At 71.9% G+C, this 19,041-nt stretch carries 18 protein-coding genes; 6 read left to right on the top strand and 12 right to left on the bottom strand.

Annotated features, from left to right (window positions below):
• Both ACGFSC_RS07260 and ACGFSC_RS07255 read right to left on the bottom strand, forming a co-directional pair.
• Positions 1 to 705, bottom strand: coding sequence for a response regulator transcription factor (locus ACGFSC_RS07260; protein ID WP_359898784.1), 705 nt, complete (start codon positions 703 to 705; stop codon positions 1 to 3).
• The gene (locus ACGFSC_RS07255) at positions 702 to 1,940 is read right to left on the bottom strand and encodes a histidine kinase (RefSeq protein ID WP_359898863.1); all 1,239 of its coding nucleotides are present in this window, start codon (positions 1,938 to 1,940) and stop codon (positions 702 to 704) included. The genes ACGFSC_RS07260 and ACGFSC_RS07255 overlap by 4 nt, the downstream gene beginning before the upstream one ends.
• Before the next feature lie 210 nt (positions 1,941 to 2,150).
• Between ACGFSC_RS07255 and ACGFSC_RS07250 the strand changes: the two genes are divergently transcribed.
• Both ACGFSC_RS07250 and ACGFSC_RS07245 read left to right on the top strand, forming a co-directional pair.
• A complete protein-coding gene (locus tag ACGFSC_RS07250; RefSeq protein ID WP_359898782.1) occupies positions 2,151 to 2,852 on the top strand; it encodes an ABC transporter ATP-binding protein in 702 nt (233 codons plus the stop codon).
• Positions 2,849 to 5,230, top strand: coding sequence for an FtsX-like permease family protein (locus ACGFSC_RS07245; protein WP_359898780.1), 2,382 nt, complete (start codon positions 2,849 to 2,851; stop codon positions 5,228 to 5,230). The genes ACGFSC_RS07250 and ACGFSC_RS07245 overlap by 4 nt, the downstream gene beginning before the upstream one ends.
• 79 nt (positions 5,231 to 5,309) lie before the next feature.
• On the opposite strand, the gene ACGFSC_RS07240 is transcribed toward ACGFSC_RS07245, so the two are convergent.
• The 5 genes from ACGFSC_RS07240 to ACGFSC_RS07220 all read right to left on the bottom strand — a co-directional run bounded on the left by ACGFSC_RS07240 (position 5,310) and on the right by ACGFSC_RS07220 (position 11,564).
• Positions 5,310 to 5,855, bottom strand: coding sequence for a histidine kinase (locus ACGFSC_RS07240; protein ID WP_359898778.1), 546 nt, complete (start codon positions 5,853 to 5,855; stop codon positions 5,310 to 5,312).
• Between the two features lie 81 nt (positions 5,856 to 5,936).
• Entirely contained in the window at positions 5,937 to 6,401 is a 465-nt protein-coding gene (locus ACGFSC_RS07235; protein WP_359898776.1) for a DUF6193 family natural product biosynthesis protein, read from the bottom strand.
• Positions 6,402 to 6,561: 160 nt separating this feature from the next.
• Positions 6,562 to 7,608, bottom strand: a complete 1,047-nt coding sequence (locus ACGFSC_RS07230) for a JmjC domain-containing protein (protein WP_359898774.1) — start codon at positions 7,606 to 7,608, stop codon at positions 6,562 to 6,564.
• A gap of 59 nt (positions 7,609 to 7,667) precedes the next feature.
• Positions 7,668 to 8,714: a cytochrome P450 gene (locus tag ACGFSC_RS07225; RefSeq protein WP_359898772.1), complete on the bottom strand. Its 1,047-nt coding sequence runs from the start codon at positions 8,712 to 8,714 to the stop codon at positions 7,668 to 7,670.
• Positions 8,715 to 9,272: 558 nt separating this feature from the next.
• A complete protein-coding gene (locus tag ACGFSC_RS07220; RefSeq protein WP_359898770.1) occupies positions 9,273 to 11,564 on the bottom strand; it encodes a M9 family metallopeptidase in 2,292 nt (763 codons plus the stop codon).
• A 443-nt stretch (positions 11,565 to 12,007) separates the two neighbouring features.
• On the opposite strand from ACGFSC_RS07220, the gene ACGFSC_RS07215 reads away from it, so the two are divergent.
• The 3 genes from ACGFSC_RS07215 to ACGFSC_RS07205 all read left to right on the top strand — a co-directional run bounded on the left by ACGFSC_RS07215 (position 12,008) and on the right by ACGFSC_RS07205 (position 14,393).
• Positions 12,008 to 12,610 (top strand): superoxide dismutase, encoded by a 603-nt coding sequence (locus ACGFSC_RS07215; protein ID WP_359898768.1) that lies wholly within the window; start codon positions 12,008 to 12,010, stop codon positions 12,608 to 12,610.
• 253 nt (positions 12,611 to 12,863) lie between these two features.
• Entirely contained in the window at positions 12,864 to 13,895 is a 1,032-nt protein-coding gene (locus tag ACGFSC_RS07210; protein WP_359898766.1) for a glycosyltransferase family 2 protein, read from the top strand.
• Between the two features lie 69 nt (positions 13,896 to 13,964).
• The gene (locus ACGFSC_RS07205; protein ID WP_359898764.1) at positions 13,965 to 14,393 is read left to right on the top strand and encodes an SMI1/KNR4 family protein; all 429 of its coding nucleotides are present in this window, start codon (positions 13,965 to 13,967) and stop codon (positions 14,391 to 14,393) included.
• A 56-nt stretch (positions 14,394 to 14,449) separates the two neighbouring features.
• On the opposite strand, the gene ACGFSC_RS07200 is transcribed toward ACGFSC_RS07205, so the two are convergent.
• From ACGFSC_RS07200 to tgmA, 5 genes are all read right to left on the bottom strand, one after another.
• Positions 14,450 to 14,692 carry a DUF6087 family protein gene (locus tag ACGFSC_RS07200; protein WP_359898762.1) on the bottom strand — a complete coding sequence of 81 codons (243 nt, stop codon included), beginning with the start codon at positions 14,690 to 14,692 and terminating at the stop codon, positions 14,450 to 14,452.
• 3 nt (positions 14,693 to 14,695) lie between these two features.
• A complete protein-coding gene (locus ACGFSC_RS07195; RefSeq protein WP_380349588.1) occupies positions 14,696 to 15,088 on the bottom strand; it encodes a hypothetical protein in 393 nt (130 codons plus the stop codon).
• Positions 15,089 to 15,426: 338 nt separating this feature from the next.
• Complete coding sequence (tgmC, locus tag ACGFSC_RS07190) at positions 15,427 to 16,563, bottom strand: ATP-grasp peptide maturase system methyltransferase (protein ID WP_359898758.1); 1,137 nt, start codon at positions 16,561 to 16,563, stop codon at positions 15,427 to 15,429.
• Positions 16,560 to 17,519: an ATP-grasp ribosomal peptide maturase gene (gene tgmB, locus ACGFSC_RS07185; protein ID WP_359898756.1), complete on the bottom strand. Its 960-nt coding sequence runs from the start codon at positions 17,517 to 17,519 to the stop codon at positions 16,560 to 16,562. The genes tgmC and tgmB overlap by 4 nt, the downstream gene beginning before the upstream one ends.
• Before the next feature lie 11 nt (positions 17,520 to 17,530).
• Positions 17,531 to 17,794 (bottom strand): putative ATP-grasp-modified RiPP, encoded by a 264-nt coding sequence (gene tgmA, locus ACGFSC_RS07180; RefSeq protein ID WP_359898754.1) that lies wholly within the window; start codon positions 17,792 to 17,794, stop codon positions 17,531 to 17,533.
• A 119-nt stretch (positions 17,795 to 17,913) separates the two neighbouring features.
• Between tgmA and ACGFSC_RS07175 the strand changes: the two genes are divergently transcribed.
• Entirely contained in the window at positions 17,914 to 19,038 is a 1,125-nt protein-coding gene (locus ACGFSC_RS07175; RefSeq protein WP_359898861.1) for a helix-turn-helix domain-containing protein, read from the top strand.
• Positions 19,039 to 19,041: the final 3 nt, after the last annotated feature.

Here is a 19,041-nt window from a genome sequence, read left to right as displayed (position 1 = left end):
TCACCGGCCCCCGGCCGGATCGGCGACGGACCCCACGCTGACCAGCCCGGTCTCGTACGCCGCGACCACCACCTGGGCCCGGTCCCGCAGGCCCAGCTTGCCGAGGATCCGGGCCACGTGCGTCTTCACCGTCGCCTCGGACAGCCCCAGCCGGGCGGCGAGTTCGGCGTTGCTGAGGCCGCGGGCGAGCAGCCCCGTCACCTCCAGCTCGCGCGGGGTGAGCGTGCCCAGCTCCCGGTGCGGGGCGGCGGCGGGGCCGGCCGGGCTCTCCGGGCGGGCGAAGCGCTCGACCAGACGGCGGGTGATCGTCGGGGCGAGCAGCGCGTCCCCGGTGCGGACCAGCCGGACGGCGGCCGCCAGGTGCTCCGGGGTGACGTCCTTCAGCAGGAAGCCGCTGGCCCCGGCGGCCATCGCCGCGTAGACGTAGTGGTCGAGGTCGAAGGTGGTCAGCATGATGATCCGCGGCGGCTCCTGCGCGCCGTCCGCCAGGATCCGGCGGGCGGCCTCCAGTCCGTCCAGGCCGGGCATCCGGATGTCCATCAGCACCACGTCCGGCCGGCAGCGGCGGACGGCGGCGACGGCCTGCTCGCCGTCCTCGGCCTCGGCCACCACCTCGATGCCCTCCGACTCCAGGATCAGCCGGAACCCGGTGCGGACCAGGGCCTGGTCATCGGCGACCACCACCCGCAGCGGCTGCTCGGTCATGAACTCTCCAGGGGAATCAGGGCCTTGACGCGGTAGCCGCCGCGCGGCCGGGGGTCGGTGTGCAGGGTGCCGCCGTAGACGGCGAGGCGCTCGCGCAGGCCGAGCAGGCCGCGTCCGTTGCCGGTGGCGGCGGCGCCGGTGGGGCGGCCTCCGGTGTCGGTGACCTCCACCAGCAGCCGGTCGGGGGCGTACTCGACGGTCACCGCGGCGTGGGCGCCGCCCGCGTGCTTGACGGTGTTGGTGAGCGCCTCCTGGACGACCCGGTAGGCGGCCAGCTCGACCCCGGGCGGGACGGCGCGGCGCTCGCCGCGGACGGTCAGCTCGACCGGCAGCCCGGCCTGCCGGACGCCGTGGACCAGCGTCTCCAGCCGGCCGAGGCCCGGCTGCGGGCTGAGGCCGGCCCCGGCGGCCGGGTTGTCGGCGCTCTCCGAGTCGATGGTCAACAGGCCCATCACGTGCCGGAGTTCGGTCATCGCCGCGCGGCCGCCGGACTCCACCGCGAGCATCGCCTCGCGGGCCCTCTCCGGCGCGGTGTCCAGGATCTTGCGGGCCGCCCCGGCCTGGATCGTCATCATGCTCACGTTGTGGGTGACGACATCGTGCAACTCCCGGGCGATCCTCGCCCGTTCGAGCTCCACCGCGCGCTGCAGCGCGGCCAGCTGCTCGCGCTCCAGGGCGGAGAGCCGCTCCCGCCCCTCCTCCACCCGGCGGCGCCACATCCGCAGTTCGTACGCGACCGCGAACACCGGCACCAGGAGCAGGACGGCGATCACCCCGTTGGGGAAGTGCGGCAGTTTGGCCGCGGAGAAGAGCACCACCAGGGCGGCGGTGGCGGCCGGCAGGCCGAGCAGCAGGGCCCGGGGGCGGCGCCCGTACGCGGCGGCGCTGTACGCGGCGACGACCACCGCCACGCCCGCCGAGTACGCGATGTCCTGCGACTGGTGCCGGACCAGCAGCGCGGCCGGCAGCACCGTCCACAGCACCGCCAGCGGGTAGCGGCGGCGCAGGACCAGCGGCAGCGGGACGAGCGGCACCACCAGCAGCAGCCAGGACGGCGCCGTCCCGTGCGGGCCGCCCGCGATGGTCGCGTAGCGCCCGCCGGTGAAGGCGAGGAAGAGGGCCAGGGCCACGTCGAAGGCCTGGCCGCGCCGGGTCGGCCGGGGCGGCGGCGCGGTGCCCGGGCCGTCGGCCGGGCGGACCGCCGCGCGCAGCCGGCGCACCGTCGGATGGTTGATCACCGGGACATTGTGGGGGCCACGGGCCCCGCGGGACAGCCCCGCGGCCGGGGGGTGGCCGGTACTCCCCACGACTACACCGGAGGGATGACGCCGGCGGCCGTCCACCCGACGCGGTACGGAACCTGCGGCGGTCGGCGGACGCGGACCCGCGCCGCCCGTCCGTACCTTCGTCGCGGCACCAGACGGGAAGCGACCAGGAGCGGGGACATGAGCAGCGATCCGGTGATCGAACTGAGCGGCGTGAGCCGCCACTACGAGGGCGCCCGGGCGGCCCTGGACGACGTCACGCTGAGCGTGCGGGCAGGGGAGTCGGTGGCCGTGCTCGGCCCGTCCGGCAGCGGGAAGTCCACCCTGCTGAACCTGGTCGCCGGGCTGGACCGGCCCAGCGCCGGGACGGTCACCGTGGCCGGGGTGCGGGTGGACCGACTGGGCGAGGCGGCCTCGGCCCGCTACCGGCGCGGCACGATCGGCATGGTGTTCCAGTTCTTCAACCTGCTGGACGACCTCACCGTGGCCGACAACGTGGTGCTGGCCGGCGAACTGGCCGGCGTCCCGCGCGCCGAGGCCCGGCGCCGGGCGGCCGAACTGCTGGAGGCGCTCGGCATCGACCGGCACGCCCGCGCCCACCCGGGCCGGCTCTCCGGCGGCGAGCGCCAACGCGTCGCGGTGGCGAGGGCGCTGATGAACCGGCCGGCCCTGCTGCTGGCGGACGAGCCGACCGGCGCGCTGGACTCGGCCGCCGGCGAGGACGTCAAGGAGCTGTTCCGGGACCTGCACGAGGACGGGCAGACCGTCCTGCTCGTCACCCACGACCTGGCCCTGGCCGAGGACTGCGCCACCCGGACGGTCCGGATGCGGGACGGCCGGGTCGAGGCGGACTCGGCTTCGGCTTCGGCGGTGGCGTCATGACCGCGCTCGGCAGGGTCGTGCGCGCGGGTGTGCGCAGGCGCCGGACGCAGTCCGTCGCCGTCGGACTGGCCGCGCTGGTGGCCACCACCTGCTCCGTCCTCGGCGGCTCGCTGCTGGTCGCCTCCCGGGCCCCCTTCGAGCAGGCCTTCGACGGCCAGCACGGCGCCCACCTCACCGCGCGCTTCGACGGCGCCCGGGCGAGCGCCGACCAGCTCGCCGCCACCGCGCACGCCCCCGGGGTGACGGCCGCCGCCGGGCCGTACCGCACCGTCACCGTCGACCCCGAGCCCGGCTCCGGCACGGACCTGCCGCCCGGGATCACGATGGCGCCGATGACCGTCACCGGCCGCGCCGCGGCCACCGTCGGGGTCGACGACGTCACTCTGCTCCAAGGGAGTTGGCCGCAGCAGCCGGGCGAGGTGGTGATCGAGGCCGGGTACGGCGACAAGCCCCGGCAACCGGGCGGCACCCTGCGGCTGCCCGGCCTGCCGGGCGCGCCCACCCTCAGGGTCGTCGGCTTCGCCCGTTCCGTCAGCCGGACCTCGGACGCCTGGGTGACCCCGGACGGCATCGCCGCCCTCACCGCACCCGGCAGCACCCCCGGCTACGAGATGCTCTACCGCTTCACGGACACCGGCAGCGCCGACGCCATGGCCGCCGACCGGGCCGCCGTGGCCGCGGCCGCCCCCGGCGGGGCGCTCACCGGCGCGCAGTCCTGGCTCACCGCCAAGCAGGGCTCGGACCGCAACACCGCCCTGTTCCTGCCCTTCATGGTCGCCTTCGGCCTGCTCGGGACGGCCATGTCGGTCCTGGTCGCGGGCAATGTGGTGGCCGGCGCCGTCGGCACCGCCACCCGACGGATCGGCGTGCTCAAGGCGCTCGGCTGCACCCCCGCCCAGGTGGTGCGCGCGTACGTCGCCCAGGCGCTGATCCCGGCCGGCGCCGGCACCCTGCTCGGGGTGGTCGCGGGCAACGCCCTGACCGTCCCGGTGCTCGCCACCACCGGATCGCTCTACGGCACCACCGCCTCGGGCCTCTCCCCCCGGGTCGACGCCGCCGTGGCGGGCGGCACCCTGGCCGCCGTCGCCCTGGTCGCCTGGGCCGCCGCGGCCCGGGCCGGACGGCTGCGCACGGTGGACGCGCTCGCCGTCGGCCGTACGGCGGGCGGCACCCGGCGGGACGCGTTCGCCACCCGGGCCGCCGCACTGGCCGCCCGGCTGCCGCTGCCCCGCCCGCTGACCCTCGGCCTCGCCCAGCCCTTCGCCCGCCCGGCCCGCGCGGCCGGGATGCTCGCGGCGGTGCTGTTCGGCACGGCGGCGGCCGTCTTCGCGGTGGGCATGGGCGGGACGATGAGCTGGGTGCAGCAGGCGAAGACACGGGACGCCGGGGACCTCGTGGTGCACCCGACACGCCCGGACGGCCCGCCCGGGGCGGTTCCGACGGGCAGGCCGGTCCCGGCCGACCGGGCCGTCGTCACCGCGGCGCTGGACGCCCGGCCCGGCACCGCCGCGTACTTCGGCAACGGCACCGAGGACGTCACCGTCCCCGGGGTGGCCGGCAGCACCACGGTGACCGCCTTCGACGGCGACTCCTCCTGGGCGGGCTACCGGATGGTCACCGGGCGCTGGTACCGGGGCCCGGGCGAGGCCGTCGCCCCGGCCACCTTCCTGACCGAGGCCTCCGTCGGGCTCGGCGACCGGGTGACCTTCACGAGCCACGGCCGGCCGGTCACCGTCCGGATCGTCGGCGAGGTCTTCGACCCGCACGTGCAGACCAACGAGCTGTTCACCGACGCCGCCAGCTACCCGCCCGGCACGGCCCCCACACCGGACTTCTGGGCCGTCAAACTGAAGCCCGGCACCGACCGGACCGCCTACGCCACCGCCCTCGGCGCCGCGCTCGCCCCGGAGCACATGACCGCCGACACCGGCGGGCCGCACGGCTCCAGCGGCTCGATCGCCGCACTGAACTCGCTCACCGCCACCCTGACCGCGCTGCTGCTCGTGGTCGCCGGGCTCGGGGTGTTCAACACCGTCGTCCTGGAGATCCGCGAGCGCACCCGGGACACGGGCGTCACCAAGGCGCTCGGCATGACCCCGGCGCAGACCGTGGGCGCCGTCCTCGCCTCGGTGGTCCCGGTCGGGGCCGTCGGCGGCGCGGTCGGACTGCCGGCGGGCCTGCTGCTGCACGGCCTGACGGTGCCCGCGATGGGCCGCAGCGCCGGGCTGACCTTCCCGGCCTCCGCGCTGGACGTGTTCGGCACCCCGGTGCTGGTCCTGCTCGCCCTCGGCGGCGTGCTGATCGCCCTGGCCGGCGCCCTGCTCCCGGCCGTACGGGCGGCGCGGGCGCGCACGGTGGACGCGCTGCGGGCGGAGTGAGGGCGGGCGGAGTGACGGCGGGCGGGGGTGTGACGGCGGGGTGTGACGGCGCGGGGTAGTGACGGCGAGGCCGGTGCGCTCAGGAGGCCCCCGCGCCGTCCGCCTTCCGCTCGTCGCCCTTCTGCTTGTCGCCCTTCCGTTCGTCGGCCTTCTGCTCGGCCGCCCGGACCTGCTCGGCGAACTCGCGCGCGTCGATCCGCTCGACCGAGGCCCCGTGCCGGGCCGCCAGCTCGTCCGCCGGGGCGGGCGAGGACTCCCGGACCTCCAGCGCGAGCAGCGCCCCGCCGTCCGGCACCCGGGGCGAGAGCAGGATCAGCCCGGCGCCGCCCTCGCTCGCCTGGTGCTCCTCGGCCGCGTTGCCGATCGCCGCGCCGGCTGCGAAGCCCAGCAGCACGCCGACCGGCCCGCCGAGCAGCCCGATCAGGCCGCCCAGCACACCCGAGCCGACGGTGGCCACCCCCGCGCCCCTGGTGAAGGTGTCCGCGACCTCCAGCAGCCCGTCGGCGCTGCGCTCCATCGCCGCCACCATCCGCAGGCCCGGCAGGTGCTGCGCCTCGTCGAAGGCCGGGCGCCAGGCGGCGGCGTCGGGGAAGGTCAGCAGGACGACGTTGTGCTGGTCGCTCATCGCGCTCCGATCGGGCCGGGGCCGGAGGTGGCCGGGCTTTCATCGTGACCCCCGGTGCGGGGCGCTGCCACCCCGGCGGCCTCAGCGCGGCCCGTCCGCCGGGTGGTTGAACACCGGCCCGAGGTCCGGCGGGAGGTGTTCGACCAGCAGGGCGACGGCCTCCTCCGCGGTGGCGGGCGTGCCGAGCACCCCGGAGCCGCCCGGGCCGTGGATCCGGTAGCCGCCGCCGTCCTGCGGCACGGCGAAGGGCACGCCCGCGGCTGCCCACGGGAACGAGGTCGACAGGCTGAAGTGCAGGTTGTAGTGGCTGGTCCAGGGGAAGAGCCGGCGCAGCCGGGGCTCCGCGCGGGCGGCCTTCAGCAGGCGCACCAGGCCGTCGTTGCAGCTTCCGGGGCCGTGCCCGATGTCGTGCTGGATCCATTCCCACGACAGGACGAGCCCCTCCCAGCGGGCCTCCGTGGCGGCCTCGGGGCCGATCGCACGGGCGGCGGCGAGGTCCGGCAGGACGGGCTTGGGCAGGGCGCCTCTCTGATCATCTGATCGCATGGTGGGCAGTCTGCCCCAGCGCCCTCCGCAGAAGGGAAACGGTCGTCGGGGCCGGGCCGGATCCCCGGGTCGAACCTCGACCGGTCCGACCACTCCTGACGGACAGTCGGATCATCGAAGTGGATTCCGTGCGCCGGGCGGTCGTCGTCGCCGCCGTGGGCTACTCGGCGGCGCCGCGCAGCCGGCGCCAGGTGCGGCCGACGGCGGCGAGTCCGGTGCGTCCGTCGGCGGGTGCCCCGGACTCCCAGGTGCGGGCGGCCGCAGCGAGGGTCTCCACGGTCTCGGCCGGTGCCGCCGGTGCCGCCGGCGCGTGGGTGGTGCCGGTCCGGGCGGCGCGGGCGGCGCGCAGGAGGTCCGCCGGCCCGAGCGCGTCGAGCCTCGCCCGGGCGTGGTCGAGCAGGGCGGCGCAGGCGTCGGCGATCGCGGCCTCACCGAGTGGGCGGGCGGGCAGGTCGAGGCCCTCGGCCAACTGCCCTTCCAGGGTGGTGCGCAGGTCCTGCACGGAGAGGTCGCGGACGGTCAGCGACAGGTGGGCGGACAGCCCCCCGGCGCCGACCGCCCGGTGCGCGAAGCCGCGCGGGATGTAGAGCACGCCGCCGGGTTCGAGCACGCCGTGCAGGCGCAGCGGGGAGCGCTCGTCCTCCGGGAGCTCGCCGAGCCGCCAGTCCGCCGCCGTCGGCGCGTCGTGGACGTACCAGGTCTTGCGCCCGGCGGCCTGGAGGACGAACACGTCGGCGTCGTCGCGGTGCACCGCGAGGCCCTGGCCGCCGGCCGGGGTGACGAAGAAGAAGGCCTCCACCCGCCGGTCGAGCTCCTCGGACAGCCGGGCCACCAGCTCGCCGGTCGGGCGGTGCCACTGGTCGACGCAGCGCAGCAGCAGTGTCGCCCCGCGGTGCAGCTGGGCGAGCACCTTCGCGCGGTCCGCGAAGCCGTGGTGCGTCGTGCCGTTGACGGTGCGCGAGGTCGTGAAGGCCTCGGGCGGGATGGTCACCTTGTCGGAGCGGACCATCTCCAGGTAGGGCGTGCGCAGCAGCCCGCTGTCGAAGGCGGCGTCCAGTTCGTCGAGGTCGAACGGCCCGGCCGGCGCGGCCGGGGCCCCCGGGGTCTCCGGGGCCTTCCGGGGGAAGAGCGCGGGCTCGCGCTGCCACTGGCGGGCGGTGAAGCCGTCGACGTCGCCGACCCAGTCGGCCAGAGTGGGCGATTCCATGGTGTGTCCCGTGGTGTCAGGGGTGTTCGGTGGCGCCGGGATGCCGGGATGCCGGGGCGTCAGGCTTCGACCCGCGCCTCGAACCGTACGGAGAGCAGGGAGCGCAGCGGCACCTGCGCGTCCTGCTGCGGGCTGCGGACGACCAGCCGGTTGTCCAGGGCCGCGGTCAGCAGCTGCTCGGCCAGCGGCACGATCAGGTGCTTGGCCCAGCAGCGGGCGCCGTCGAAGCCGAAGGGCATGAACCCGGGCGTCTTCTCCGGGTCCGTGACGCCGTCCCAGCGCCCGGGGCGGAACTCCAGCGGGTCGGACCAGTAGTCCGGGTGGCGGTGCATCAGCAGCGGGAAGAGCGCGACGTCGTCCTCGGGCCGGATCTCGGGGTGGAGTTCGGTGTACGCCGCGCCGCCGTTGCGGTACAGCATCCAGGCGGGCGGCAGCAGGCGCAGCGTCTCCCAGAGGACATCGGTGAGGTCGGCGCGGTGCTCCGGCCGTTCCCGTTCCGGGCCCATCAGCCACAGGGCGTTGCCGGTCAGCGCGGCCACGCCGTCGCAGAGGGTGGCCGTCGCCCGCCGGTACATCGCGACGGCCTGCTTGCGCTCCAGCGGGTCGTCGGCGTCGCGGATCAGCCCGGCGAGTGCGGTGCGGCCGTCCTGGTCTGCGGAGCCGGGCCAGCGGGTCACGGCGCGGTCGGCGAGCCGGGAGAGGGTGTCGGAGCGGGTGACGCCGCGCTTCCACAGCAGCGAGACCGGCAGCGGGTCGGCGGAGAACAGCCAGCGGCGCAGGTAGGAGGTGCCGGCGTAGGGCCAGGAGCCGGACATGCCGCGCGCCGGCGGCGGGGGCTTGCGGATGCCCGCCATGGCGTCCTGCCCCAGTGCGCGGATGGTGCGCGTCGCGCTGTCGTGGGGGATGTCGGAGCCGGCGGCGGGCTTGTAGACCGAGCGCTCGTTGGAAAGGACGGGGCGGGCCGCGACGATTTCGGCCATCAGCCGGGAGTCCGAGACGCCGACCTTCGCCGGGTCGATCCGGAACACCTTCTCGTCCCTGGCCAGCAGCTCCTGAATCCTCGGGGCGAACACGATGGAATGGCTGCGCGCGGTTGCCGTCGCCATTTCTTCCACGGGAATCCGGCCTCCAATGCGAAATGGCTGGTCAGTGCGTTCGGTACGGCGCGCGGGGGAATCCCGGACGCGCCGTGGCGCCGGCGGGGGCACGGCCGACCCGGGCCCCCGCCAGCGGCTGGCCACGTTAGATAACGTGCAGCACCCACGCGTGGTTCGCGAGGTCGTCGTTCTTCTTGAACTTCTTGACGAGCGCCTTGACCATCTTCATGACTAACTCTCCATTCCGGGGATTGGCGGGTACGGCGAGAATGCCGCACCCGAGCCGTCAGAAATATTCGGCATTCCGTTGCCGGAGGCCGAACCGGTTGATCTGTTCATGGACACTAACCGAAACTTCGCCGTCCGGACACCCCCTCGACAGAGGAATATGCGATCTCTTACGGGGTGTTGACGATCTATTCGATGGTCGAATCGTTATAACCCGTGGATATTCGCGGCGGGGGAGGGGGAGGGGACGGGAACGCGGAAGGGCCCCGCGAAGCCGCGGGGCCCTTCCGTGCGTACGGTGCGCGCGTACGGTGCGTACGGCGCCTGTGACGCGGTCGGTCAGTTGTAGGTCGTGGTGACGGTCGCGCCGCCGAAGCCCTGCTGGGCGTAGAGGCTGAAGAAGACGTAACCGGCCGGCGGGTTGGTGATGGTCAGGGTCTCACCGTTGCCACTGGTGGTGGACTTGGCCGTGTAGGAGCCGGTGGTGGCCCAGGAGCCGGCGTTGTAGTAGAGGTCGGCGTTGCCGGTGCCCCCGCTGGTGGTGATGGTCAGCTGCTTCACGCCGGCCGGCAGGTTCAGGAAGCTGTAGCTGTAGTTCCCGGTGGTGGCGGCCACGTTGTCGCGGCGGCAGTTCTTGTCGAACTGCCGGGCGTCGGCGGCGGTGCACAGGGGGGCCTGGTTGGTGGGCAGCGAGCCGCAGTTGTCGGCGCCGCACTGCTTGAGCCAGGTGGCGAAGTCGGCGTCGTACGAGGTGCCGATGGTGGTCTTCAGCAGGGTGCGGGCGCCGTTCCAGTCGCCGGCGCGGTACTTGGCGAGCAGCGCGTCGACGTCCTGCGGGTGCGACTGGAGCATGTAGCGGACGGCCAGGTAGCCCCAGTTGTAGACGCGGGTGGAGTCCGCGTTGTCGTAGGTGCTGTCGAACAGGGTGCTCAGGGTGTAGGTGCCCTTGGCGGCCTGGGCGACCGCGGCGTCGTAGTGCTCGCCGCGGTAGCTGTAGGAGACGTACTCGGCGAGGCCCTCGACCCACCAGATGGTCGGGGTGGTCATGCCGGCCTCGAAGTCGCCGTACATGTCGTAGCGGCCGTCGAGGTAGTGGGTGTACTCGTGGTTGAGGTTCCAGATCTGGAACTGGGGGCGCAGCCAGGAGGCCTCGTGGGCGATGAAGCGGGCCTGGTTGCCGGCCTTGGCCGGGTCGCCCTCCTCGTACATGCCGCCGTTGTCGACCTCGATCTTGTACATCTCCCAGGCGTACAGGCTGTAGTTGTAGTAGTCGTCGAAGGCGACGACCTCGAGGTTGGTGTTGTTGTCGTTGGCGACCGGGCCGCCGTCCTTGACGACCTTGTGGAAGAACGCGTCCTGGTTGATCAGGCTGGTGCAGGTGTCGGCGAGCTGCTGCGCGGTCATGTCCTGGGCGCGGATGCGCAGGTTGGCGTTGCAGGTGTGGTCGACGGTGAGGACCAGCGGGACCAGCTTGGCCGGGACGTCACAGGTGCCGTAGAGGGAACAGTTGCCCTCGTCCTTCTTCTCCGCGAACCAGAGCAGGTTCATGGTGAGCGGACCGGTGTTGCCGACCAGCGGGTAGCGGTTGATCAGGTCCTTGAGGATCGGCCGGCCCTGGGCGCGCAGCGCGTCGTTGGCCACCAGGTTGCCGAGCTGGATGCCGATCTTGGTGACCAGGTCGCCGCCGTTGATCAGGCTGCTGTTGCGGGTCACGAAGGACGCCGCGGTGGTGGCGAAGGACGGGTCGGCCTGGAGGGCGGAGACGAACTCCGGCAGGTCGAAGCCGCGCTCGATGACGGTCTCGGTGTTGGCGACGGCGCTGGTCATCGCGGCGGGCCAGCTGCCGGTGTAGTCGTTCAGCAGCCGCTTGACGACGCCGGTGTAGCGGGCGTTCTCCTGGGCGCTGTCGATCAGGGTGACGGCCTCGGCGAGGGTGGCGCCGTTGGCGTCGGTGGCGTCCTTGCTGTGCGGGGCGGCGTAGAAGGCGTCCAGCGCGCCGCGGATGGCGCTCTTGAGGCCGTCGCCGTACGGGCCCACGACGTCCTTGTTGTTCCACTGCACGTAGTAGCCGGCCCGCAGGAAGAGCACCAGCTGCCCGGCGGAGGTGGAGTTGTCGCCGGGGTAGGTGGCGGCGGTGTCGCGCAGGGCGTTGGCGACGGTGACCATCTGGGCCTCGTTGAAGGCGCCCTTGGCGTCGTTGCCGGTGACCTGGAACAGCGTGTTGACGCAGTCCAGGCCGGACGACTTGACCTGCTGGACCAGCGCGGCACCGGACTTGCCGGTGAAGGCGGAGACGTCGCAGGCGGCCGCGGCCGAGAACTGACGGGCCGACTTGGCGGCGCCGACGGAGCTGCCCGCCGTCGGGGCGGTGGCCTTGGCCCGCGGGTCCGAGGCGAGCGGGCGGGCGTCCTCGGGGGTGTCCGGGGACTTGGGCACGGGGATCGTGCGCGGCGCGGCCTTCCCGGCCGAGGCGGCGGGTGCGGCCGGGGCGGCCGGGCTCCCGGCCGGCGCGGAGCCGGGGGTGCCGGCGGCCTGGGCGGCCGGCGCGAACAGGCCGAGCGAGAGGAGAAGGGCGGTGCCGAGCGCGGGCAGTCTGCGCGCGGCGTCCTTCGCTATCGAGGAGGGACGCATCTGTGGGGGCCTCCGGGGCCGTTGAGGGTGGGGGAGCCGTGCTGCGTGGGGCGCACGGGCCTTGCTGTGTGACATGTAAAATGGCACAACGGAGAACGCGGAGGGAAGCCCCGGGAAAGGATTGCCGGGCGGCGAGACCGAAACGTTGTCAGGTCCGCCCCGCGTGCCGGGTCCGTGGAGGTTCCGGACCCGACCGGGAGTCACGCGCGGGCCGGGGACCGTACGGGCGTCAGGCCCGCATCACCCGCCGGGTGCCCGGTGCCGCCACCGCCCCGCCGCGGTCACCCACCCCTTTCCGGCCGGCGCGCCGAACGGCGGCCATTGTGCCCGACGGCGTGTGAGGAATAAGCAGGAGCCCATGCTTCGTTCTTGCAACTGATACGCAATAGTGTTGACCCGGCACGATCACCACCGTTCAACCCGCCGAAAGGGGCCGTGTCCTGATGGGCACCTACACGCTTCCCGACCTGCCGTACGACTACTCCGCGCTGGAGCGGGCGATGTCGGCCGAGATCCTGGAGCTGCACCACTCCAAGCACCACGCCGCGTACGTCAAGGGCGCCAACGACACCCTCGACCAGCTGGCCGAGGCCCGCGACAAGGACCAGTTCGGCGGCCTGGTCGGCCTGCAGAAGACCTTCGCGTTCCACCTGTCGGGCCACGTGCTGCACTCGCTGTTCTGGCAGAACCTCTCGCCCGAGGGCGGCGACCGCCCCGAGGGCGAGCTGGCCGACGCCATCACCGAGCACTTCGGCAGCTTCGAGGCCTTCAAGAAGCAGCTCACCACCGCCACCACCGGCGTGCAGGGCTCCGGCTGGGGCATCCTGTCCTGGGAGCCGCTCGGTCAGCGCCTGATCGTCGAGCAGGTCTACGACCACCACGGCAACGTCGGCCAGAACACCACCCCGCTGCTCGCCTTCGACGCCTGGGAGCACGCCTACTACCTGCAGTACCGCAACGTCCGCCCGGACTACGTCACCCGCCTGTGGGACGTCGTCAACTGGCAGGACGTGTCGGACCGCTTCGCGGCCGTCAAGAGCGCCTGACCCGCAGCGGGTGAGGGAAGGCCCCGGACCGGTCGGGCGGTCCGGGGCCTTCCCCTTGCGCCCCAAGGGGCCGCCCGTCCGGGCGGGTTGCCGTGGGACACGGCCGACGGACCGATGGATGCACCGATCCGCTCGCTCGATTCAACCCGGCGTTCGCCCACGGGTCGCATACGGTCCGTATGCTCGGGCCACTGTCGGTGACCGGCGGTCGACGGCCGCCCGGCCCGTCCGCTCCTGAGCGAAAGGTCGTGCGATGGCCCCCCGTCTCTCCCTCGTCGTCCCGATCTACAACGTCGAGCGTTACCTCGGGGAGTGCCTGGACTCGATCGCGGCCCAGACGTTCGAGGACTTCGAGTGCGTCCTGGTCGACGACGGCTCGACCGACGACGGCCCCGCCATCGCCAAGGAGTACGCCGAACGGGACCCGCGCTTCCGACTGGTCCAGCAGCGGAACCAGGGCCTCGGCGCCGCCCGCAACACCGGCTGGCGCCACCTCACCCCCGGCACCGAGTACCTGGCCTTCGTCGACAGCGACGACACCCTGCCGCCGCACGCCTACCAGCTGATGATCGGCACCCTCGACGAGACCGGCTCCGACTTCGCCGCCGGCAACGCGCTGCGCCTGCGCACCACCGGCCTCAGCCCCTCGCACGGCCACCGCCGCCCGTTCCGCGAGACCCGGCTGCGCACCCACGTCGGCGAACTGCCCGCGCTCGTCACCGACCGCACCGCCTGGAACAAGGTCTACCGGCGCACCTTCTTCGACGGCGCCGGCCTGCTCTACCCCGAGGGCATCCTGTACGAGGACGCCCCGGTCAGCGTGCCCCACCACTTCCTCGCCGAACGCGTCGACGTGCTCGCCGACCCGATCTACCACTGGCGGGTGCGCGAGGACGGCGACCTCTCCATCACCCAGAAGAAGACCGACCCGCGCGGCCTGGTCGACCGCGTCCGCTCGATGGAACTCGTCCGCGAATGGCTGCTCGCCCGCCCCGAACCGGTCTTCGCCGAGCACCTGCGCGCCTACGACCGCAACTGCCTGGTCGAGGAGATCCCGATGTTCTTCTGGACCGTCCCGGACGGCGACCGCGCCTACCGCGCCGCCTACCAGCAGCACGTCACCCGCCTCCTGCGGGCCATCGGGCCGGAGGCGCAGAGCGGCCTCAGCCCCCAACTCCGCCTCAAGTACCGCCTCACCCAGGCCGACTCCATGCCCGCCTTCGTCGCCGTCCAGCGCGCCCACCGCATCGCCCGCCGCACCCGCCAGGCCATCCGCCGGGGCTGACCGGGACGTCGTTGCGGGATCATGGTCCTGTTCGGGGGCGGTTCCACGACGTTCTGAGGTGCGGGGCACATGGGTGTGACGGCAGGGATTCTGAGTGCGTTCCCCGAATCACTGAAGGGGGCGGTCGGCCTGACCCCGGAGCAGATCTCGCTGATCGAGGAGGATCAGGGAGTCGCCCTCCCCGAGGACTACCGGGAGTTCCTGGCACTCGCCGGCGGCGGCGGGTTCTCCGCGCTGCGGGGGGAGACGTACGCGTTCCCGGAGATCCTGGGGATCAAGGATCACGCCCGGGAGATCCTGGAGGAGTCGGCTCCCGGGCAGTCGCTCGACGGCTGCGTCGTGTTCATGGCCCATCAGGGGTACATCTACTCCTTCATCGGCCCGGCGGAGAAGGGCGGGAAGACCTACGAGGTCGCCGAGGGCCACGACGGAGTGCACGAAGGCGCGGCCTCCTTCGCGTCGTTCATCCACGGAACGCTGCGTGCCTTGTACAAGTGACCCGTCCGAGCCGCCCAACTGTCGTCGCGCAGGACAGCAGTGCCCAAGACCCCCTGTCACATCGTCCCGTCGCCCCGGATGCCGTGCACGATGCGCTGGGCGGTGGCGTAGCCGTTCGCAATGGTCTCCGGAACCCACTCCACGCCGTCCCACCGCAGAATCAGACGAGGTGCGGACGGGTCGACGTGCGAGGCGACTTGTCGGCCGTCCAGTCGGACCGCCTTCAGCTCGCCGACCGGACGGCGGAGAGCCTCCCGGCAGGCAGCCCACAACTCCAGCGGCTCGTCCCACTCTCCCACGAATCACTCCAGTGCTGAGGCACGCTCATCCAGGTCCTTGACGCCGCCTCCCACACGGGGCTGCGGATCGTTCCTTGCTTCTTGAGGCGGGCGACGAGCTTCACCCGCAGACCCTCGGAGGTCATGTGCGTCCCCGGATCCTCCAGCGTCGGAACGTTGGAGGAGTACGTCTTGGTGCCGCCAGGCCAGTCGCAGGAGCGTCGCGCCGGCGGGCTGCATCGGCTCGGAGCAGGCGAGGCGATCCGCCTGATCCGCGGTGAAGGGAATGCCGGTTGAGCGTCCCGTGGCGACTTCCAGCCCGATTCGGTGGCCTTCGTCGTTGGTGGAGAGGATCCGCTGGAACATCTCGTCGAACAGCTCGGCGTCGAAGACGGCCACGGTGAGCATGTCGGTCACGTAGGTCAGCGGATCCATTCCGAGGCCCAGTCAGAACACGTGAAAGGCTGTCCTCGCGCGCAGCACCGAGTCTCTTGTGGAGCGGCCAAGAGCCGTAGTCGATGGGTGCCTTGCCACTCCCGTCCAGGAGGGCATCCGGCGCGTCCGGCTGCCACTGCAGCCGGACGCGCTCACGGGGTACTGGTTGCTCCGGAATCCAGTGCCGGCGGGCGAGCAGAGGGGGCCGGGAGCAACCGGCCGGATGGGCTCTCGACCAGGATCCGCGTGGTTGACGCGAAGCGGTGATTGTTGAGGAGGGCCCGAACCTGTTGGCACTGTTCGGCTGTCGTCGACTCACCTTAGTGCTGAGGCTCGTTCGTCCAGCTGATCGTCTGTGCTTGCGGAGTCACGGTGATTTCGAAGTACTCCAGCGGTGGTGCGCCGTCGGTGTACCACTGCGAGAGGTACTTCTCGATGTCGTCCCACAGCCGGTCCGGGCCGCCCTGACGGACCATCCAGCCGCCCGTCGCCGGGGAGAGCACCGCCCACGATCCGGCTCCGACATCGATCAGGAGGTATTCGTCCAGGCCGTCGCGGTGCAGCATGAGCTTCTGAGCCCGGGGCGCGGCGATCTGGGCGACGAAGCGAGCCGTCCAGTCGTCCAGGGCCTCCGGCCCGTACGTGGCGTCCCGGGCAACACCCGAGTCCAGGTCCGGCAACAGCCCGAGGGGCGGCGGCTGGTGGGGCCGGGCGAACATGAAGGAGACCTCGCCCCCGAGGAACCGGCCGACAGCCGTCCCGTCCTCCTGGACCGTGAGCCGGGCCAGCTCCGAGGAGTGCATCCAGCCACCCACGGTGGCCAGGATCACGCCGCCAGGCTTGGTCTGCTCGATCCACTGCGTCGGGATGGTGTGTACCTCGCACGTCGCGATCAAGCGGTCGTACGGCGCATCGGCCGGGTGGCCTACGAGTCCATCGCCGACGACGAGGTTCGGCCAGTAGCCGAGCCCTCCGAGAGCCGCGCCGGCCCGCCCGGAGACGTCCGGGTCGACTTCGATGGAGGTCACCTGCTCGTCACCGAGGAGGTGCGTCAGTAGGGCGGTGGAGTAGCCAGTCCCGGTGCCGATTTCCAGGACTGACACGCCTTCCGACACCTGGAGGTCCTGAAGCATGCGGACCACGAGGCCCGGCATGGTGGAGGAGGACGTGGGCGCTTGCAGAAGGCGTCCGTCCAACTGGAACGGAAAGATCACACCGCTGAGTTGAGTCACCAGGCTGTCGTCCTCGTACACGCGCCGGATCAGTCCCGGCTCGTCGGTGAGCGAGGCGGACCGGTACCACCCGCCATCGTCGTGCTCGAACCACCCGCCCGCGAGGAACGCTTCACGTGGGACGGCCAGCATCGCCGCCTCCCATTCGGGGCTACGGATCACCCCCTCCTCCTTGAGCTGGGCGACGAGCTTCGCCCTCAGACCCTCGGACGGCACGTCGATCATGCGGCCTCTCCGTTCTCCAGAAGGTCGGCAATCGCGGTCGTGATCGGCAGCTGGGCCGCATGCTCAAGCCATGCCCACTGGCCATTGGGGTTGCATTCCAGGAACCACCACTCGCCATCGGCGGTCACCGCGAAGTCGAACGCGCCGAACTTCAGGCCGAATTCGCGGAGGAAGAGCAGCAGAGCCGACCGGACCGATTCAGGGCACTCAACCGCCTCGTAGGTGAGGTGACGGTACGCGCTGCGCCAGTCCACCACGCCCTCCGGGGCCCTGATCAGCGAGCAGAACACCCGATCGCCCACGACCACCGCCCTGACGTCGGAGACCTTGGCCACCTGCTCCTGGAACAAGTGGGTACAGCCGGTCACCCGGTTGTCGATGTCCACCGGGTCGACCACTGCTGCCCAGATACCCGCAGATTCACCGCCGACATGGTAGGGGCCGGCATGGAGGGGCTTGTAGATCGTAGGCCGACCGGATGCGAACGACCTCGCCGTGACTGGATCATTGGTGATCAAGGTTTCGGGCACGGGTAGCCCGAACCGTGCTGCGACGGTAAGTTGTTCGGGCTTGTACTCGGCTCGGGCGATGGCCTGTGGATGGCTCAGGTAGAGGCATTCAGGCAGTGCCGCGAGCACGCCGCCCAGGCCTCGGCGCGTTTCGTTCGCCGCGAAGCGGTCGGCCTGATCTTCGGTGCCGGGAAGATGAAGATGAGGACTCGGCCGGCGGTGGTAGAGCGCGCGCACCCTGCCGAGTTCGGCCGCTCGGTCGCCGGCGCGTAGCGTCCCCGTCAGCCCGCCGGCGCCGAATCGAGCCGCGAGGGTGGCGATTCCGGGGAGGTCCTTCCCGGGGTCCAGCCGCAGAACGGGCACCCGGCGCCGGTTCAGCTCCGCGATGACGAGATCGGCTGTCGGGTCCTCGTGCTCGGTGGAAACGAGCACCGGGTGTCCGTTCATGGTCCTGCCTCTCAGTCCTGCGAAGCGTCGTGGCCGGAGTCGCCGTCCACCTTGCCGTCCTTGCCCTGCTGGGTCGGCGGGTAGGTGTTCACGGACGTGCCGTGCTTACCGAGTTCGGCAGGGGTCATGCTCCCGTCCTCGCCGAACCACCGGCCGGTCTGGGTCTCCGGGTCCAGGCCCGCGTACTGCCACCGCGACGGCTCGCCGTTTCGCAAGGGCATCATGCGCCCGAAGCCCCAGGGGGCGATGGGTAGGAGATCGGTAATGATGCTCAACTTTCCTCCTGTGTATTGTCGTTGGGAGGATTTACCGCTCTGGCATGCAAGACGCTACAGAGTCGAGATCAGGCCGTGAAGTGACCGCCGGTACGGGTAGCCGGCGCGAATTCCCGAAGTTGGGGGCTTTCATGAGGTCGACCCCAGGTGCATCCCTGACTGGCGGTCAGGGAAGGCCTCCGTGCTCGCGCGCGGTCAGCATCGCTGGGTACGTCTTCCGGGTGATACGAGAGCAGCTCGGCTTTACCCAGGAGGAGTTCGCAGTGAATCTGACGGTCTCGGCAGACACGATCGCGGGGTGGGAGAGTGGGCGACGTCCGCTCACGGCCGTGCCTGTCGGTCAGGTGCTCATGCTTGGCCGTCGGCTTCTGCGCATGGGCACGGCACCCGTGCTCATCCAGACATTGGAGCGGGCGTTCGAGGCCGACATGCTCCTGGCCGACATGCTCACGGAGGAGACGTATGCTCGGGAGAGTCTGATCGGATCAGTGGTGATGCGACGGGACCTTGTCGAGATCCTGGCATGGCCTCTCAGTGGGTTGGCGCCGAAGGCAATTCACTCGCTTCCGAAGCCGCCACGTGCACGAAGGGGGCCGGTTCCGGTCGGGCCGGAACTCTCCGCAGAGGACCGCGCGCGGTTCTTCACGAACATCCGGCGTACCGCTGCCGAAGCTCGGGGAGCGGACCAATTCCTCGTCCGCCGCCAAGCGCTCTACCTTGCGGGGTACGACGATCGAACCGACACACGGGAGTGGGTCGCTCAGCAGCAGCTGAACGAGCAACCTGGCGACTGGCTGGCCCGCTGGCTCAACGCTCGCTCCGTAGCCATGGTGTCCGCTCGCCACGGGGACCGGGACCGCATCAACCACTTCATCGACACAGCCCTCGCCGATGAAGCCGGCGCGATCGCGAACCTCAACTACTGGGCGTACTGGATCGGCGAAGTCGCGTACCTCGAACTCTCCGACGACTTCATCGGTGCGCCGAAGCCGGGCCCATGGTCGGGTGACAAGCTCCTGGCACACCTTGCCGAGGGCCTCGCACCTCAGCATGGATACGTGGAGCTCAACGTCCACACCGTTTGGTCCCTGCTCCAGGTTCGACCGAACCTGCTGCGCTTCGGAACCGCGGCTAACGCCCTTCGCGAGCGGCTGCCCATGATGTTGGATAGCCAGGAGGTCTCGCGACGCGGGCGACGAGAACTCGAAAGCATTCACTATGCGATCCGCCTTGCCGAGGCGTGAGAG

Source organism: Kitasatospora sp. NPDC048715, from assembly GCF_043198905.1.
In the GTDB taxonomy this organism is placed as follows: Bacteria; Actinomycetota; Actinomycetes; order Streptomycetales; family Streptomycetaceae; genus Kitasatospora; species Kitasatospora lactacystinica.
Note: the sequence above shows the minus strand (reverse complement) of the source record. Positions and strands in the feature narration are given on the sequence as shown.

Excerpts from the sequence above, each read along its gene's own strand:
- ACGFSC_RS07260 (WP_359898784.1), bottom strand. The coding sequence starts at position 705 with ATGACCGAGCAGCCGCTGCGGGTGGTGGTCGCCGATGACCAGGCCCTG.
- ACGFSC_RS07250 (WP_359898782.1), top strand. The coding sequence starts at position 2,151 with ATGAGCAGCGATCCGGTGATCGAACTGAGCGGCGTGAGCCGCCACTAC.
- ACGFSC_RS07245 (WP_359898780.1), top strand. The coding sequence starts at position 2,849 with ATGACCGCGCTCGGCAGGGTCGTGCGCGCGGGTGTGCGCAGGCGCCGG.
- ACGFSC_RS07240 (WP_359898778.1), bottom strand. The coding sequence starts at position 5,855 with ATGAGCGACCAGCACAACGTCGTCCTGCTGACCTTCCCCGACGCCGCC.
- ACGFSC_RS07235 (WP_359898776.1), bottom strand. The coding sequence starts at position 6,401 with ATGCGATCAGATGATCAGAGAGGCGCCCTGCCCAAGCCCGTCCTGCCG.
- ACGFSC_RS07230 (WP_359898774.1), bottom strand. The coding sequence starts at position 7,608 with ATGGAATCGCCCACTCTGGCCGACTGGGTCGGCGACGTCGACGGCTTC.
- ACGFSC_RS07225 (WP_359898772.1), bottom strand. The coding sequence starts at position 8,714 with ATGGCGACGGCAACCGCGCGCAGCCATTCCATCGTGTTCGCCCCGAGG.
- ACGFSC_RS07220 (WP_359898770.1), bottom strand. The coding sequence starts at position 11,564 with ATGCGTCCCTCCTCGATAGCGAAGGACGCCGCGCGCAGACTGCCCGCG.
- ACGFSC_RS07215 (WP_359898768.1), top strand. The coding sequence starts at position 12,008 with ATGGGCACCTACACGCTTCCCGACCTGCCGTACGACTACTCCGCGCTG.
- ACGFSC_RS07210 (WP_359898766.1), top strand. The coding sequence starts at position 12,864 with ATGGCCCCCCGTCTCTCCCTCGTCGTCCCGATCTACAACGTCGAGCGT.
- ACGFSC_RS07205 (WP_359898764.1), top strand. The coding sequence starts at position 13,965 with ATGGGTGTGACGGCAGGGATTCTGAGTGCGTTCCCCGAATCACTGAAG.
- tgmC (WP_359898758.1), bottom strand. The coding sequence starts at position 16,563 with ATGATCGACGTGCCGTCCGAGGGTCTGAGGGCGAAGCTCGTCGCCCAG.
- tgmB (WP_359898756.1), bottom strand. The coding sequence starts at position 17,519 with ATGAACGGACACCCGGTGCTCGTTTCCACCGAGCACGAGGACCCGACA.